The organism is Prauserella sp. PE36 (genome assembly GCF_003311655.1).
In the GTDB taxonomy this organism is placed as follows: Bacteria; Actinomycetota; Actinomycetes; order Mycobacteriales; family Pseudonocardiaceae; genus Prauserella_A; species Prauserella_A endophytica.
On sequence record NZ_QEQT01000050.1, the window covers coordinates 144,071 to 159,691 of the forward strand.

The window sequence follows — 15,621 nt, forward strand, 5'->3', positions numbered from 1 at the left end:
CCGCGCACCCGTCCCGCAGCTCGCCGAGTGCCACGAGCGGCGGCCGGGGTGCGGTGCACTCGCGCGGTGAGCGGGCGAGGGCGTGGTCGCTCGGGTCGCGGCGGATCCCGAGGTCGCGTGGCATCAGCGACCGTCCGGGCTCGAGCACGCGATGATCAGCTCAAGCGCCTCCGGGCGGCCTCGGCCCAGTGCGGCGCGCCGGCCCGCTCGGCGACCTCGAGCGCCTGCCGGTAGTGCTTCCCGGCCACGGCGGTGCGGCCGAGCGCGGCGGCGAGGTCGCCGAGGTGGTGCGCGACCGGGCCGAGCGTCACCAGCCCGCTGCCCGCGCCTGCCAGCTCCCCCGCGGCAGGCTCCAGCTCGGCGTAGAGGCGGGCCATGGCCTCGTGATCGCCGAGCGGGATCGCGGCCAGTGCGTGCAGGCACGTCCGCGCTTCGAAGAGCAGGTCCCTCGGCGAGTCGGGGATCACCGACTCCCGTGCCTCGGCGCTGCGGCCCTCGGCGAGCAGCACGAGCGGCAGGCACCACGGCGTGTAGCCGCCGAAGTCCGTGTCCCCGCCGGGATCGGGTGAGCCGCCGCGCTGCAGGCGGTGGCAGAGCAGCGCGAGCGGCAGAATCCCGTTGTCCACTCCGGACATTCCCGTGCCGGTCAGCCGCGTGGCGGCCACGCGGTAGGCGGCGTCCGCGGCGCCGGGCGCGCCCGTCACCGCGGTCCGCAACGCCTCGTACCACTGCGTGAACACGCCGACGAGCGGGATGGCGTGGTCGTCGCCGAGCCGCGCGGCCGCCTCGGCGTGCCGGTCGGCGGCGCCGAAGTCGGCGAGCGCCGAGTGGGCCTGCACGAGCACGAGGTGGCCGAGCACCTCGAAGGTCGGCAGCGCGTTCGCGGTCGCCAGCTCCACCAGCTCGGCGCCGATCCGCACCCGCTCGGGCGCCAGCCCGGCGCGGTCGAAGGACTGCATGAACCGGGCGTTGAGCGCGAACGCCAGCAGTGCGGGGTCGGCCAGCCCTCGGGCGATGGACTCGGCCCGCTCGGCCGCCTCCCGCGCGCGGTCGCCGCCGGCGTTGCGCAGCTCCAGCGCGAGCGTCGCGAGCAGGCGACCGCGCAGCGCGGCCTCCTCCGGGGGCAACGCCGCGAGCGTACGCTCGGCGACCTCGGCGATGCGCCGCGCGAGGGCGGGGTCGTCGGGCTCCGTCCAGATCGCCGGCACGTCGAAGGCACCCAGCACGCGCGCGGTGAGCACGGGGTCGCCGAGCCGCTCGGCGAGCGTGAGCGCCTCGGCCCGGTGCACGCGGGCCTCGCTGAGCCCGCCGGTGACGGCCTGCGCACGCACCAGTCCCATGATCAGATCGAGGCGTCGCCGGACGTCGCCATCGCCCGCGCGGTCGTCGGCGGCGAGCGCGGCCCGCCACAGCCGGGCCGCCTCGTGCGGGGCGAAGCGCCGCTCGGCCTGTTCGGCCGCCGCGCGCGTGTACCGGACGGCGCGCTCCGCGCTGACGGCGGCACCGGCGAGGACGTGGTGGTGGGCCAGTGCGGCGACATCGCCGGGATGGAGCCGTTCGAGCCGCCCGGCGATCGCCGCGTGCAGGCGGGCCCGGCGCGACCCGGACAGGTCCGCATAAAGGGTGTCGCGCACCAGCGCGTGGGCGAACCGGAATCGCCCCGGCTCGTGCTCGACGAGAAACCCCGCCCCCGCGGCCCTCTCTGCGGCGTCGAGCACGTCGTCGCCGGACAGCAGCTCCAGTGTGACGTCCGTGCCCACCACCGCGGCCTCCCTCAGCACCGTCCGCACGCGCTCGGGCAGCGTGTCCAGGCGGTACCGGACCACGTCGCGCACCCCGGCAGGCACCCCGGACAGCCCGCCCTCACTGTCGAGCAGGCGCGCGAGTTCCCTGACGAAGAACGGGTTGCCGCCCGTGCGCTCGTGCAGCACACCGGCGGTGACGGCGTCGATGTCCCGGCCCGTGGTGGCGCGGACCAGGCCGCGCAGCTCCCCGGCTGGCAGCCCACCCAGGTACACGCGCGTGGGCTCCGCACGGGCGAGGCGGCCGAGCAGCGCGGTCAGCGGCGGCGAGGACTCCGTGGTGCGATAGGTCGCCACGACGAGCACCGGCGCCGGAACGGGATCGGCGACGAGCGCCGCGAGCAGCTCCAGGGTCTCCTCACCGGCCCAGTGGACGTCGTCGAGCACGAGCAGCAGCGGCGCGCGCCGAGCGTGGGCGCCGAGAAACTCCGCGACGAGGCGGTGCCGCTGGAACCGCGCGGCCGCCGGGTCGGTACCGGGTTCGGGCTCGGCGGGAGCGGGCCCCGCTCCCGCCAGCTCGGTGAGGATCCGGGTCCACGGCCACGCGGCCGGTGCACCGTCCTGCTCCAGGCTCGCGCCCCACGCGGTGCCCCAGCCCCGTGCCGCGAGCCGCGCGCTCAGCGCCTCGGCGAGCGCGGTCTTGCCCGCGCCCGCCTCGCCGGACACGAGGGCGAGCCCCAGCCGTCCCCGCGCGACGGCGGCGTCCGCCGCGGCGGCGAGCCGGGCCAGCTCGGCGGCGCGGCCGACCAGGGCCTGCGTCCGCACCGGAGGTGCCGGGTCCAGCTGGGGCGCCTGGGTGAGAATGTCGGACTCCAGGCGGCGCAGCGCCGGCCCGGGGTCCACGCCCAGCTCCCCGGCCAGCACCGCACGGGCGCGGCGCAGGGTCTCCAGCGCGTCGCCCTGGCGTCCGGCGCGGTACCGGGCCAGCGCGAGCAACCGCCACCCCTCCTCGCGCCAGGGCCGAGCGTCGACGTGGACCTCCAGCTCGGGCACCGCTTCGGCTCCCCGGCCAAGGTCCAGCAGTGCCTGCGCCCTCCGTTCGACCGCGAGCAGCCGCAGCTCGCCGAGTCTCGTCACCTCGCCCCGCGCCCACGGCTCGTCGGCGAACCCGGCGTAGGCCGGCCCGCGCCACCACGCCAGCGCCTCGTCCACAGTGGTCAACGCGGTACGCGCGGCACCTCGGGCCAGTGCCTCGCCGGACGCTGCGACGCCGGCCTCGAACCGCCAGGCGTCCACCGCATCGGCCTCCGCGCGCAGGGCGTATCCGGGCGGGACGGTGACCAGCAGGCGCGCGGGCCTCCTCGGGGCCCGATCCGGTTCCAGCGCCTTGCGCAACGCGCCGACGAAGGTCTGGATCGCGCCCACCGCGCCGTCAGGCGGGCTGACCCAGAGGTCGTCGACGAGCCGGCTCACCGGCACCACCCGGCCCCTGGCGATCAGCAGCCTCGCGAGCACGGCCCGATGCCGGGGCCCCTTGAGGTCGACAGGGCCGCGCGCGTCCTCGGCCACGAGCGGACCGAGCACCCCGAACCGCACCGACGAGCCCATCGGGGCCCGATTCTAAGCGCTCGGCGTTCGCTGATCCGTTGCTGATCGGCGCGGCCGATGCTGGGGGCATGCAACTCACCGGATTCGACTACCAGCGAGTTCCCGTCGCAGACGGCGTCGCGCTCAACGTCGCGGTCGCGGGCTCGGGCAGCCCCGTCGTGCTCCTCCACGGCTTTCCCCAGACGCACCTGATGTGGCGGCACGTGGCCGCGGACCTCGCGGCCGACCACACCGTGCTCTGCCCGGACCTGCGCGGCTACGGCGACAGCGACAAGCCCGAAGGCGCCGACCCACGGACCTACTCCAAGCGCACCATGGCCGCCGACGTCGTCGCGCTGGCCCGCGCCTTCGGTCACGACCGGTTCGCACTCGCGGGGCACGACCGCGGCGCGCTGGTCGCCATCCGCGCCGGGCTGGACCACCCGGACACGATCACGCACCTCGCGTCGCTGGACGTGCTGCCCACGCCGGACATGTGGGACGTCCTGCACGGCGCGAACGCGGCCGTCGCGTTCCACCTCTACCTCATGGCCCAGCCGCCCGGACTGCCCGAGACGCTGATCGGCGCCGCGCCGGACGCGTTCTTCGGCCACTTCCTCGACGCGTGGTCCGGGCCTGGCGACGCGCTACCCGCCGACGTGCGCGCCGCCTACCTGCGGGCCTCCGGCGCCGCGGTTCCCTCGATCGTGGCCGACTACCGGGCCTCGGCGACCATCGACGTCGAGCACGACACGGCCGACCGCGAGGCGGGCAACCGCCTGCGGATGCCCGTCACCGTGCTGCAGCAGGACTGGGGCGCGGCGCTCGGCTACGACGCGGCGGCGGTGTGGCGGGCGTGGGCGGACGACCTCGACCACCGCACGGTCACGTCGGGGCATTTCATGGCCGAGCAGGGCCCCGCGGAGGTGATCAAGGCGCTGCGCGAGCTGCTGACTCGCTGAGCCCACGGCACGCGGTGGCAACAGTCACCCGGGTAGGCGGCCCGGAGAGCGCCGCGGGACCGCAGTGAAGGCCACCATCGCTGCGCCCACCCGTCTCCCACCACCACCCAAACGGAGGCGCTGCGCGCCGCTGTGTCTGATTCCACGCAGTGATGGTGGCCTTCACTGCAGTGGGGCTCGTAACGCCGCGCTGCGGGTGCTGTTTCGTTCCCGCGACGGCTGGGGAAGGATGGACCCCATGCCAGCACCCGATCCGAACCCGAGCAGTCCGCACCCGCCGTCCGGCAACGCGGGCGGTGTCACCGTGCAGGCCGAGCAGCACGGGGACGCGGTCGCGCTCGTGGTGACCGGCGAACTCGACATGCTCACCACCCCGAAGCTGGACGAGATGGTCACCACGGCGCTGCGCGGTACGCCGCCGGTGCTGGTCATCGACCTCACCGGGGTCACGTTCCTGGCCTCCGCCGGCATGGCCGCACTCGTGTCCGCGCAGCAGGCCGCCGGCGAGAACACCACCGTGCGGGTCGTCGCCACCGGCCGCGCCACGGCCCGGTCGCTGCAGGTCGTGGGGCTCGACGAGCAGCTGCCCATTCACCCGAGCCTCGACGAGGCGCTCGCCGCGGGCCGCTAGAAACACACACACAGCGGGTGAATTGGTCACTCCCCTGCGGGTAGTCCCATCGGGGAAGGCCGGAGAGATCCGGCGCAGGGAGCTGACAAGAGGTATCGCTATGTGTCCGGCTCGATACGCCACGGACGTGCCTGCCAGGCTGCACCTCCGGTGCGCCGCGCACGCCCGGCACGCGACCGAGCTACGCGGTGAGCTGGCCGAGTGGTCCCGCGGCCTCGGCCTGCCGGAACAGACGCGGGACGCGATCGCGATCGCGGCGTACGAGGCGATGGCCAATGTGGTCACCCACGCCTATCCCGCCGGCACCATCGGTGTGCTGGAGCTGCACGCGAGCCGCCAGGCCGACGGCGTCGCGGTCATCGTCAGTGATCGCGGCCGCTGGCGGACACCCCCGGCCGAGCCCGGCATCCGCCACGGCAGGGGCCTGCCGCTGATCCACGCGCTGAGCGACCGCGCCGAGATCCGCTGCGCCGATGCGGGCACCACGGTGACGCTCACGTGGCAGGTCGACGGCGCGGGCGGGGGGCACTAGCCCCGCCTGCGCGCGGCCTCGGCGAGCCGCCTCGCCTGCGCCGCCTGCTCGAACGGCGTGTCGCCGTGCGCCCTGCGATCGCCGAGTGAGGCGAACAGCCTGGCCACCGTCGCCGAGTCGTGGTGGGACGCGAAGTCGACGAGCTCGGGGGCCACGGACCCGAGGATCTGCCGGAACCGGATCTCGGCGAGCGGGCCGAGCCGGTCGTAGATCTGCACGAAGACCCGCTGGGCCCTTGGCCGGTCCCAGCCCTCGGGCAACAGCTCCGCAGGCAGGTCAGGGTCGGTCTCCGGGAACTGCCGCCAGTCGACGCGCAGCTCGGTGCGTGCCCGCAGCGCCTGTGCGGGGCCGATCAGCCCGGCGTCGAGGCTCTCCAGCAGCGGCTCGTACCGCTCGGCGAACGCGCGGTACTCCTTGGCCAGCGGTGCCAGGTCGAAAGCCGAGCGCGGACTGCCCTGCTCCGGAACCCCGGGCACCTCCTCCGAGCGCAGCACGGTCGCCGTCCGCACCCCCAGCTCATCGAGCATCTCCAGCACCTCCCGCGTCCGGTCGTGCGGCGACACCCACACGCCGTCGTAGAGAGCGGCGAAGTGCAGCACCCGCAGCCGCGACCGCAGGGTGGTCCGCACGCCTCGATCCTGCTCCGGCACGGAGAAGGCCACCACGGTCCACCGGCCGTCCCAGTCCGGCGCCGAGGCGCCGAAGGTCAGCATCCGGTGGGTCCGCTCGATGATCACCTCGGAGGTGCGGGCGGGGATGCCGTAGGCCGTGGTCCGGCCGCTGCGCGACACCGCGAGCAGCCCACGCGCCGCCAGCCTGCGCATGGCTGCCCGTGCGCCGTCCGATGTCACGTCGAAGTCGGCGAGCAGCCTCACCAGCGCGGTCGCCGGAATGTGCTCGTCGCGCCAGTACCAGAAGTCGCCCAGCAGCGACGTCAGCAGCAGCTGCGGTTCCGCGCCGTTCTGCGGGCGGGGCAGCTCGGCCCTCGACGGGTCCGTGGTCATTCCTGACATCCCTCGACATTCCTGCTGCGTCATTCGCCGATCACGGTCTGTCCAAGACTACGGCTCCGGTCGGCCTTCGTGTTGTCGCATGGCAGATCCACATCAAGTGTCGCACGAGACTTGAAATAGGCGACAGCTCGTGCGACGCTCGTCGCCATCAACGACAACCACGCTCCCGGCACTCTCCTCGGCCCGGGGGCGTCCCACCGGATCCACGCCTGGCTCTAGGCCCAACGCAGGGAGAAGACCGCCATGCGCCACCTCACCCGCCGTCACCGCCTACTCGGGATAGCCATCGCCGCCGCGCTCACCACCGCGGGCTGTGGCGCCGCCGCCCAGGACGACGGCCCCGAGCAGGCCCAGTCCTCGGTGCCCGCGTTGCACGACGCGCTCCCCCAGTCCGTCAAGGACTCCGGCGTGCTGCGGTTCGCCGGCGACTCGCACCCGCCCTACCGCACCGTGGGTGCCGACGGCTCGATCACGGGCATCGACAAGGACTTCCAGGACGCATTGGGCGAGGTGCTCGGCGTGCGCCCGGAAACGAGCATCGTCAACAACCTCCCCGCGGCGCTGCAGGGCATGCTGAGCGGCCGGTACGACGCCTTCAACGGCCCCGTCAAGGCCACCGCCGAACGCGAGCGGCAGTTCGACACGATCACCTGGATGACCACGAGAACGTCGTACGTCGTGCCGACCGACTCGAACGCGGGCATCGACGACGCCGAAGACCTGTGCGGCAAGCGAGTCGCGGTGGTCAAGGCGAGCGTGGTGGAAGAGCAGCTGGCCAAGCTGTCGGAGTTCTGCGCGGACAGCGGCAGGCAGCCCGCGCAGACGATCGGGCTCGACGACACCAACGCGACCATGCTCGCGGCGCGGTCGGGCCGCGCCGACGCGGCCGGCATGACGCAGGCCGCCGCGATCGACGTCACCAGGGCGCAGCAGGACACCTACACCTACGTCACGCAGACCGAGGCGCAGGGCGCCACGGCCGACAACCTCGCGCTGTTCGTTCCGAAGGACAGCGGGCTCGGGCCGGTGCTGCACGAGGCGTTCCAGGAGCTGTTCGACTCCGGTGAGTACCGCCGGATCATGGAGCAGTGGGGCCTGACCGAGGTCATGGTCGAGAAGCCGCTGCTCAACGTCGCCAGCGCACAGCGCTGAGCCCGACCGTCACGAAGCAGGAGCGACCCCCATCATGACAACCCTGTCCGCGCCTCCCTCCGAGGCGTTCGACGACGTCGCCACCGCCCGGCGGCGCGCGCGGCCGTGGCGCTGGGCGGCCGGCCTCGCGCTCGCCGCCGTCGCCGCGCAGCTCGCCTGGTTCCTCGTGAACAACGACCGCTTCGAGTGGGACGTCGTCGCGCGGTACCTGTTCGAGCCGACCGTGCTGTCGGGGCTGGCCACCACCGTGCTGCTCGCGGTGGTGGCCATGGCCATCGGCTCGGTGGTCGGCGGGCTGCTCGCGGCAGCGCAGCTGAGCGACTTCGCGCCGCTGCGCTGGGCGGCCACCGTCTACGTCGGAGTGTTCCGGGGCATTCCACCGCTGGTGCAGCTGATCTTCTGGTTCAACCTCGCCTACCTGCTGCCCCGCATCTCGATCGGCATCCCGTTCGGACCGGAGTTCGCGTCATGGGACGCCAACACCGTGATCACGCCGCTCACCGCGGCCGTCATCGGACTGTCGCTCGTCGAGTCCGCGTACATGGCCGAGATCATCAGGGCGGGGCTGCTCGGCGTCGATTCCGGTCAGCGCGACGCCGCGAAGGCCATGGGCCTCACCCCGGCCCAGACGTTCGCCAGGGTCGTTCTCCCGCAGGCGATGCGCGTGATCATCCCGCCGAGCGGCAGCCAGTTCATCAGCGTGCTCAAGGGAACCGCGCTCGTGTCGGTGATCGCGATGGCGGACCTGCTGCACTCGGTCCAGGTCATCTACAACCGGACCTACCAGATCGTGCCGCTGCTCATCGTCGCGTGCCTCTGGTACCTGGTGGTGGTCACCGTGCTCACCATCGGCCAGCGCTGGCTGGAACGGCACTTCTCCCGCGGCCACACGGCGGCCACGAGCGCGCGTCGCCCCACGGTATCCACATCGGACGGAGCAGCAGCATGACCGGTCAACCGGCCCTGCGGGTGCAGGGCGTGCGCAAGACGTTCGGGGACCACGCCGCACTCGACGACGTGAGCCTCGACGTGCGGGAAGGGGAGGTCGTCGTGGTGATCGGGCCCTCGGGCTCCGGCAAGTCGACGCTGATCCGCTGCGTGCACCAGCTCGAGGCCATCGACGCGGGCGCGATCTATCTCGACGGCGAGCTCCTCGGCCACGAGCGGCACCGGGGTGGCCTGCGGGCGCTGGGCGAGCGCCGGGTCGCCGCCCAGCGCAGCCGGATGAGCATGGTGTTCCAGCAGTTCAACCTCATCCCCCACTTCACGGTGCTGCGCAACATCACCGAAGCGCCCGTGCGCGTCCACCGCCGGGCGCGGAGCGAGGCGGAATCCGAGGCGATGGAGCTGCTGGAGCGGGTGGGCCTGGCCGACCGCGCCCACCACTACCCGCGTCAGCTCTCTGGCGGGCAGCAGCAGCGGGTCGCGATCGCCCGCGCGGTGGCGACCAAACCGAGGATCACGCTGTTCGACGAGCCCACCAGCGCGCTCGACCCCGAACTGGTCGAGGACGTCCTCCGCGTCATGCGCGGCCTCGCCGCCGACGGCATGACGATGGTCGTGGTCACCCACGAGATGGCCTTCGCCAGCGAGGTCGCCGACCGCTGTGTGTTCATGGAGGCGGGCCGCGTGGTGGAGTCCGGACCGCCCTCGGAGCTGTTCACCGCTCCCCGAAGCGCGCGCCTGCGGTCCTTCCTCGCCCGGCACCACAACGCGCGGCCTACGACGTCCACTGTGGAGAGTGTCTCGTGATCACGATCGCCTCCGTCGGCGACCTCATTCTCGACGAGCCCGGCCCGGCATCGTTCCTGGAGCCCGCCGCCGCACTGCTGCGGGCCGCGGACGTGACGATCGGGCACGTCGAGGTTCCGCACTCGACCACCACCGTCTCGCAGAGCACCGACGTCCCGGCGCCGCCCGCCGACCCGGCCGCGCTGCCCGCGCTGGCCGACGCGGGCTTCGACGTCGTCACCCTCGCGGGCAACCACATCCACGACGCGGGCGACGTCGGCATCGCCGACACGGTCGCCCACGCCCGCGCCGCCGGGCTCGTGCCCACCGGCGCGGGCGCGAACCTCGCCGAGGCACGCACCCCCGCTGTCGTCGAGCGCGGCGGGCTGCGCGTGGGAGTGCTGTCCTACAACTGCGTCGGCCCGCGCGAGTCGTGGGCGACGTCCCGCAAACCCGGCTGCGCCTACGTGCACGTGCTCACGCATTACGAGCTCGACCACGCCAGCCCCGGCGGTCCGCCGAAGATCTACACCTTCGCCGACCCGGACAGCCTGGAGGCGATGGAGTCCGACGTCCGGGCACTCCGGGCGCAGGCCGACGTCGTGCTCGTGTCGCTGCACAAGGGCGTCGGGCACACGCCCGCCGCCGTCGCGATGTACGAGCGGCCGGTCGCCCGCGCGGCGATCGACGCGGGGGCCGACGCGGTGTTCTCCCACCACGCGCACATCATGCGCGGCATCGAGACCCACCGCGGCAAGCCGATCTTCCACGGGCTCGGCAACTTCGTCACGGTCACCCACGCGCTCACCCCCGGGGTGGGCAGCGCCTCCAGCGCCGAGCTCGAGGCGTGGGCGAAGCGCCGCAGGGAACTGTACGGCTTCGCCCCCGACCCGGACATGCCGTACTACCCGTTCCACCCCGAGAGCCGCAACACCGCGATCGCGTGGTGCCGGTTCGACGCGAACGGCCTCACCGAGGCCGGTTTCGTGCCGTGCTGGATCGACGACCGGGGGCGCCCGGTGCCCTGCGCCGGCACCCCCGACGGAGAGCGCGTCACCGCCTACATCGAGCAGATCACCCGCGCGGCGGGGCTGAACGGCCGGTTCTCCCACCGCGGCGACCGCGTCGTCATCGAGCCCGAGAGCACCGAAAGGTAGGACACCATGACCGACCAGCCACTGGCCGGGCGCACCGTCATCGACCTCACCACCGCCCTCGCCGGCCCCTACGCGACCCTGCTGCTCGCCGGCCTCGGCGCCACCGTGATCAAGGTCGAGAACCCGGCCACCGGCGGAGACTCGGCGCGTAACAACGCGCCCTACGTCGGCCGCGACGGTCTCTCCCTCGCCCGCGAGGACGCCGACGACATGTCCGTCTCGATGCTCGTGCGCGGCCGCAACAAGCAGAGCGTCACGCTCAATCTCAAGAACCCGCGCGCGCTCGCCGTCTTCGCCGATCTCGTGCGCGACGCCGACGTGGTGGTGGAGAACTACAGCCCCGGCGTCACCCAGCGGCTCGGCATCGACTACGCGTCCGTGCGCGAGCTCAACCCCAAGATCGTCTACACCTCGATCAGCGGCTTCGGCGCGCAGGGCGGACCGGGTTCGGGCAAGGCGATGGACTCGATCATCCAGGCCCTCTCCGGCGTGATGCTGACCGCGGGCGAGCCCGACGAGGGACCGGTCCGCTTCGGGCTTCCCGTCGGCGACATGCTCGCGCCGCTGTTCGCGGTCATCGGCACCGTCTCCGCGCTGCTACAGGCCGAGCACACCGGCGAGGGCCAGCACGTCGACGTCTCGATGCTGGGGGCGCTGACCTCGCTCGTGGCGTGCGAGCCGTTCGACGCGTTCGACGCGGTCGGCCTGCCGCAGCGCACCGGCTCGATGGTGCCGAGGCTCGCGCCGTTCGGGATCCTGCCGGCCGCCGACGGGCACCTTGCGCTCTGCGCGCCGACCGACGGGTTCGCCCACGGCGTCCTGCGCGCGATCGGCAGGCCCGACCTGATCGGCGACTCTCGCTTCCGCAACCGGGACCAGCGGGTGCGCCACGCCGACGAACTGCACGAGCTCATCCGGCAATGGTGCCGGGCGCGCCCCCTCACCGAGGTGATCGACGCGTTCACCGCCGAGGGTGTGCCGGCGGCGGAGGTCCGGGAGCCGAGGGACGCCGTGCGCGACCCGCTCGTGCGCAAGCGCGAGGAGGTCGTCCCGGTGACGCACCCGCGCTACGGCGACGTCGCCGACCTCGCGGCGACCGGAGTGCCCATCCGCTTCTCCTCGGCGAGGGCGGGCTTCGACCGGCCCGCTCCCGCCCTCGGCGAACACAACGACGCCGTGTACCGCCAACGGCTGGGCTACACCGAGGACGAGCTCGCCGACCTCGCCGCCGACGCCGTGATCTGACACCGCCGCGCACACCTTCTGGAAAGGAGCACCATGTCCGCTGCCCTCGCGCGGCTCGCCACGCCCACCGGACCCGGCGGGAGCCGCCCCGTGATCGGCTACGTCGGCGCCGACGTGCCCGTCGAGCTGCTGACGGCCGCCGGGGCGCATCCGGTGCGGCTGACCGGCTCGCCGGGTGAGCCGAGCACGGCGGGTGACCGCTACCTCGGCACGGGGCTCGACCCGGTCGCGCGCTCGGTGCTCACCCGGCTGCTGGACGGCGCCTACGGCTGCCTCGACGGCCTGGTGGTCGGCCGCGACTGCGAGGCGTCGTCGCGACTGTTCTACGCGGTCAGGGAACTGAAGCGGATCGACCCGGCGGCGCCGCTGCCGCCCGTGCAGCTCGTGGACGTGCTGCATCTGCCGCACCGCACCACCACCCGCTACGTGCACGCGAAGCTGACCGAGCTGCGGGCGACGCTGGAGACATGGGCCGGCCGGCCGATCACCGGCGACGACCTCGCCGAGGCGATCGAGGAGCACAACCGGCTGCGCGGGCTGCTCCGCCGGATCGGCGCCCTCCGCGGGCGCAGGCCCGCACCGCTCACCGGGACAGACGCGTTGTCCGTGGTGGCCGCCACGACGCGGCTGCTCGTGCGGGACGCGTGCGCGCTGGTCGAGCAACTGCTCGCCGGGAAACTGTCCGAGGTGGACGGTCTGCGCGTTTTCCTCACCGGCAGCGGCCACGACGAGCCCGGCGTGTACGCGGCGCTGGAGGAGGCGGGGCTCGTGATCGTCGGCGAGGACCACGACTGGGGTGACCTGCTCTCCCGCCGCGACGTGGAGGCGCCGACGATGCTCGCGCTCGCCGAGCGGTACCAGCACAACGGGCCCTCGGCGCCGCGCGCGTCGATCCGGCAGCGTGCCGAGCACACCGCTGAGGCCGCCCGCACCCGAGGGGCTGAGGCGCTGATCTCCTACGCTCGCGTGCACGACGACGCGCCGCCGTGGGACTTCCCCGCGCAGCGGGCCTTGTGCGGGCTGCCGTCGGTGCAGCTGGTCCGCCAGCCCTACGGCGGGTTGACCGAGGAGGCGCTCGCGGCGGTCGCCGGCCTGCGCGGACCAGTGGGGGCCGTCCGATGAGCGCGCGGCTGGCCTCGGCGACAGCGGCCACCGCCTACCAGCGCGGCTGGTTCGCCGATCTGCGGGCGAGCGCCGCCGAGGGTGCTCCGCTCGCGCTCGTGAACGCCGACGCGCCGCAGGAGATCTTCCGCGCGATGGGGATCCCCTATGTCGTGAACCAGTGGTGGGCCTCGATCGTCACCGCGAAACGGCGGACCCAGGACTATCTGGAGCACCTGCGCGAGCGCGGTTACCCGGACTACGTCGAGCAGTACAGCTCCGTCTCCCTAGGGTCGCTGTTCGACCAGGACCCCGCCTCGGCGCCGTGGGGTGGGCTCCCCCGGCCGTCGATCGTGCTCGCGGAGACCACCGGCGACGCCTCGCGCAAGATCTTCGACGTCTGGGGCGAGCAGCCGGGGATCACGTTCTACCCGCTCGAGAGCGCGGCGGAGAACGACGTCCCGGTGCGGTGGTGGGAGCTGATGCCGAGACGCTGGGAGGAGGCCGTCGGCGGCGACCGGCTCGACCTGCTGACCGGCGAGCTGGAAGGGCTGATCCGGTTCCTGGAGCAGACCACGGGCCTGGTGTTCTCCGAGACGCGTTTTCGCGAGGTCATGGCGCTGGTCAACGAGCAGCAGGAGTGGAACCGGCGAACGCGTGACCTCATCGCTCGGGCACGGCCGTGCCCGCTGGCGGTCACGGACAGCATTCCGAGCGTGATGATCCCGCAGTGGCATCGCGGCACCACCTGGGCGCGCGACGCGGCGAAGGCGTTCCACGACGAGGTCGCGGAGCGCGTCCGGACCGGCGCCGCCGTGTGCCCCGAAGAGCGGGCCCGGCTCATGTGGATCGGCCGGGGTCTGTGGTTCGACCTCGACTTCTACCGGCGGTTCCAGGAGTCCCACGGTGCCGTGTTCGTGTGGTCGATGTACCTCGCGATCGCCGCGGACGGCTACCTGCGGTACGGCGACGATCCGCTGCGCGCGCTCGCCGCGCGGTTCGCCGCGTTCTCCGACCAGCTGTACACGCCGCCGTGGTCGGCGGAGTGGTACGTGAAGGAGGCGCGCCACCACGGCGTCGACGGCGTCGTGCATCTCGTGTCCGAGGACGCGCGCGGCGGGTACTTCACCACGCGTGCGCTCGAAGCGGCCGGGATCCCGGTGCTGGAGCTGCGCGCGGACAACGTGGACGCCAGGGGCGCCGACGCGGCGTCGATCACGCACACGGTCGGTGAGTGGCTCGACCACCGGGTGCTCGCGCGTGGCTGAACCGCCCTCGATGCCGGCGGTGCTGTCCGGCGCGCTCGTGGCGTTGTTCGTCGGTTCGCTCACCAACACCATCGTCGGGATCGCGCTGCCGACCATCGCGGGCGAGCTCGGCGGCCAGGACCAGGTGCCGTGGGTGGCGAGCGCGGCGTTGCTCACGATGACGGTCTCGACCCCGTTGTGGGGCAAGGCGGCCGACCGGAACGGCCCGAGGCCCCTGCTGTTGGCCGCGCTCGGCGTGTTCGTGGCCGGGTCGGTGCTCGCGGGCTGCGCCCCGGACATGGGCACGCTCATCGCGGGCCGCGCGGTCCAGGGCGCGGCGGCGGGCGGGATGCTCGCGCTCACCAACACCCTGATCGCCGGCCTGGTTCCCGCGCGGGAACGGGGCCGCTACACCGGGTGGTTCGGGGTGTCGTTCGGCGTCGCGTCGGTGGCGGGTCCACTGATCGGCGGGCTGCTGGTCGGCCTGCCCGGGCTCGGCTGGCGCTGGTGCTTCCTCGGCGTGGTGCCCGTGGCCCTGCTCGCCGCCCTGCTGGTCCGCCTCGCCCCGCACCGCAGGCCCGCCGAGCACCGCGGGACCGTGGACGTGCTCGGCGGCGCACTGTTCGCCGCGGCGGCCACCGGGCTCGTCGTGCTGCTGTCCGCGGGCGGGCGCGCGTGGCCGTGGCCGTCGTGGCCGACCGTCGCGTTCGGACTCGGCATCGTGGTGCTCACCGTGCTCGCGGTGCTGCACGAGCGGCGCGCGCCCGACCCGATCCTGCCGCCGAGGCTCTTTCGCACCCGCACCTTCACGGTGGCCTGCGCCACCGGCTTCCTGCTCGGCGCGGTGATGTTCGGCGGAATCATCTACCTGCCGCAGTACCTGCAGGTGGTGCGGGGGCACGACGCCACGACCGCCGGCCTGCTGATGCTGCCGCAGGTCGGCACGATGATCGTCGCCTCGACCCTGTCCGGCTATCTCATCGCCAGGACCGGCCGGTGGAAGGCCTTCCCCGTCGCGGGCTGCGCGCTGCTCACCACTGGGATGGTCATGCTGGCCCCGCTCGCGCCCGACACCGCGCCGTGGTGGCTCGCGGCCGGCATGGCGGTGCTGGGCGCCGGCACCGGCATGACACAGCAGGTGCTCGTGCTGATCGCGCAGAACGCGGTGGGACCGGGCGACCTCGGCGTGGCCAGCTCGGCCGCGACGTTCACCCGCACCCTCGGCGGCGCGGTCGGTGTCGCCGCGTTCGGCGCTGTGATCACCACCCGGCTGCACACCGACCTGCCCTCCGCGCTAGCGGGCTCCGGGCTCGCCGGCGACGAGGTGCGGAGCCTGCTCGGCACCCCCGAGCGGATCGCCGAGCTGCCGCCCGCCCTAGCCGAGGCGGTCCGCCTCTCGTACACGAGCGGCCTCGGCTCGGTGTTCCTGCTCGCGATCCCTCTCGCGGTGGCGGCCCTCGCCGCGGTACTCCTTCTCAGGGAGACCCCGCTCGGCACGCGCTGAGAGGGGTCACGTAACCG

The 15,621-nt window shown here is 73.5% G+C and carries 13 protein-coding genes; 11 read left to right on the forward strand and 2 right to left on the reverse strand.

Translation table 11 applies throughout. The annotated features are described in order from the left end of the window. Window positions 1-155: 155 nt before the first annotated feature. A complete protein-coding gene (locus tag DI005_RS11710) occupies window positions 156-3,350 on the reverse strand; it encodes a BTAD domain-containing putative transcriptional regulator (RefSeq protein WP_113642121.1) in 3,195 nt (1,064 codons plus the stop codon). A gap of 68 nt (window positions 3,351-3,418) precedes the next feature. Between DI005_RS11710 and DI005_RS11715 the strand changes: the two genes are divergently transcribed. The 3 genes from DI005_RS11715 to DI005_RS11725 all read left to right on the forward strand — a co-directional run bounded on the left by DI005_RS11715 (window position 3,419) and on the right by DI005_RS11725 (window position 5,454). Then, window positions 3,419-4,291, forward strand: a complete 873-nt coding sequence (locus DI005_RS11715; protein ID WP_113642122.1) for an alpha/beta fold hydrolase — start codon at window positions 3,419-3,421, stop codon at window positions 4,289-4,291. A gap of 238 nt (window positions 4,292-4,529) precedes the next feature. Next, window positions 4,530-4,922, forward strand: coding sequence for an STAS domain-containing protein (locus DI005_RS11720; protein WP_112269441.1), 393 nt, complete (start codon window positions 4,530-4,532; stop codon window positions 4,920-4,922). 127 nt (window positions 4,923-5,049) lie between these two features. Continuing rightward, window positions 5,050-5,454, forward strand: a complete 405-nt coding sequence (locus DI005_RS11725) for an ATP-binding protein (protein WP_228713758.1) — start codon at window positions 5,050-5,052, stop codon at window positions 5,452-5,454. Here the strand turns inward: DI005_RS11725 and DI005_RS11730 are convergent. Continuing rightward, complete coding sequence (locus DI005_RS11730; protein WP_112269438.1) at window positions 5,451-6,458, reverse strand: PaaX family transcriptional regulator C-terminal domain-containing protein; 1,008 nt, start codon at window positions 6,456-6,458, stop codon at window positions 5,451-5,453. The genes DI005_RS11725 and DI005_RS11730 overlap by 4 nt on opposite strands. 252 nt (window positions 6,459-6,710) lie before the next feature. Here DI005_RS11730 and DI005_RS11735 point away from each other — a divergent pair, with 252 nt between their 5' ends. Genes DI005_RS11735 through DI005_RS11770 form a run of 8 tightly spaced genes read left to right on the forward strand, consistent with a single transcriptional unit; the run spans window position 6,711 to window position 15,604 of the window. Further along, the gene (locus tag DI005_RS11735) at window positions 6,711-7,619 is read left to right on the forward strand and encodes a transporter substrate-binding domain-containing protein (protein ID WP_112269436.1); all 909 of its coding nucleotides are present in this window, start codon (window positions 6,711-6,713) and stop codon (window positions 7,617-7,619) included. 34 nt (window positions 7,620-7,653) lie between these two features. Then, entirely contained in the window at window positions 7,654-8,568 is a 915-nt protein-coding gene (locus DI005_RS11740; RefSeq protein ID WP_113642123.1) for an amino acid ABC transporter permease, read from the forward strand. After that, window positions 8,565-9,371 carry an amino acid ABC transporter ATP-binding protein gene (locus tag DI005_RS11745; protein WP_112269433.1) on the forward strand — a complete coding sequence of 269 codons (807 nt, stop codon included), beginning with the start codon at window positions 8,565-8,567 and terminating at the stop codon, window positions 9,369-9,371. Before DI005_RS11740 ends, DI005_RS11745 begins: the two co-directional genes overlap by 4 nt. Next, entirely contained in the window at window positions 9,368-10,507 is a 1,140-nt protein-coding gene (locus DI005_RS11750) for a CapA family protein (protein ID WP_113642124.1), read from the forward strand. Before DI005_RS11745 ends, DI005_RS11750 begins: the two co-directional genes overlap by 4 nt. A 6-nt stretch (window positions 10,508-10,513) precedes the next feature. Next, window positions 10,514-11,752 carry a CaiB/BaiF CoA-transferase family protein gene (locus DI005_RS11755; RefSeq protein ID WP_112269429.1) on the forward strand — a complete coding sequence of 413 codons (1,239 nt, stop codon included), beginning with the start codon at window positions 10,514-10,516 and terminating at the stop codon, window positions 11,750-11,752. A gap of 33 nt (window positions 11,753-11,785) precedes the next feature. Further along, window positions 11,786-12,874, forward strand: coding sequence for a 2-hydroxyacyl-CoA dehydratase subunit D (locus DI005_RS11760; protein ID WP_113642125.1), 1,089 nt, complete (start codon window positions 11,786-11,788; stop codon window positions 12,872-12,874). Further along, window positions 12,871-14,121 (forward strand): 2-hydroxyacyl-CoA dehydratase family protein, encoded by a 1,251-nt coding sequence (locus tag DI005_RS11765; RefSeq protein WP_112269425.1) that lies wholly within the window; start codon window positions 12,871-12,873, stop codon window positions 14,119-14,121. Before DI005_RS11760 ends, DI005_RS11765 begins: the two co-directional genes overlap by 4 nt. Beyond that, a complete protein-coding gene (locus DI005_RS11770; RefSeq protein ID WP_233520095.1) occupies window positions 14,114-15,604 on the forward strand; it encodes an MFS transporter in 1,491 nt (496 codons plus the stop codon). Before DI005_RS11765 ends, DI005_RS11770 begins: the two co-directional genes overlap by 8 nt. Window positions 15,605-15,621: the final 17 nt, after the last annotated feature.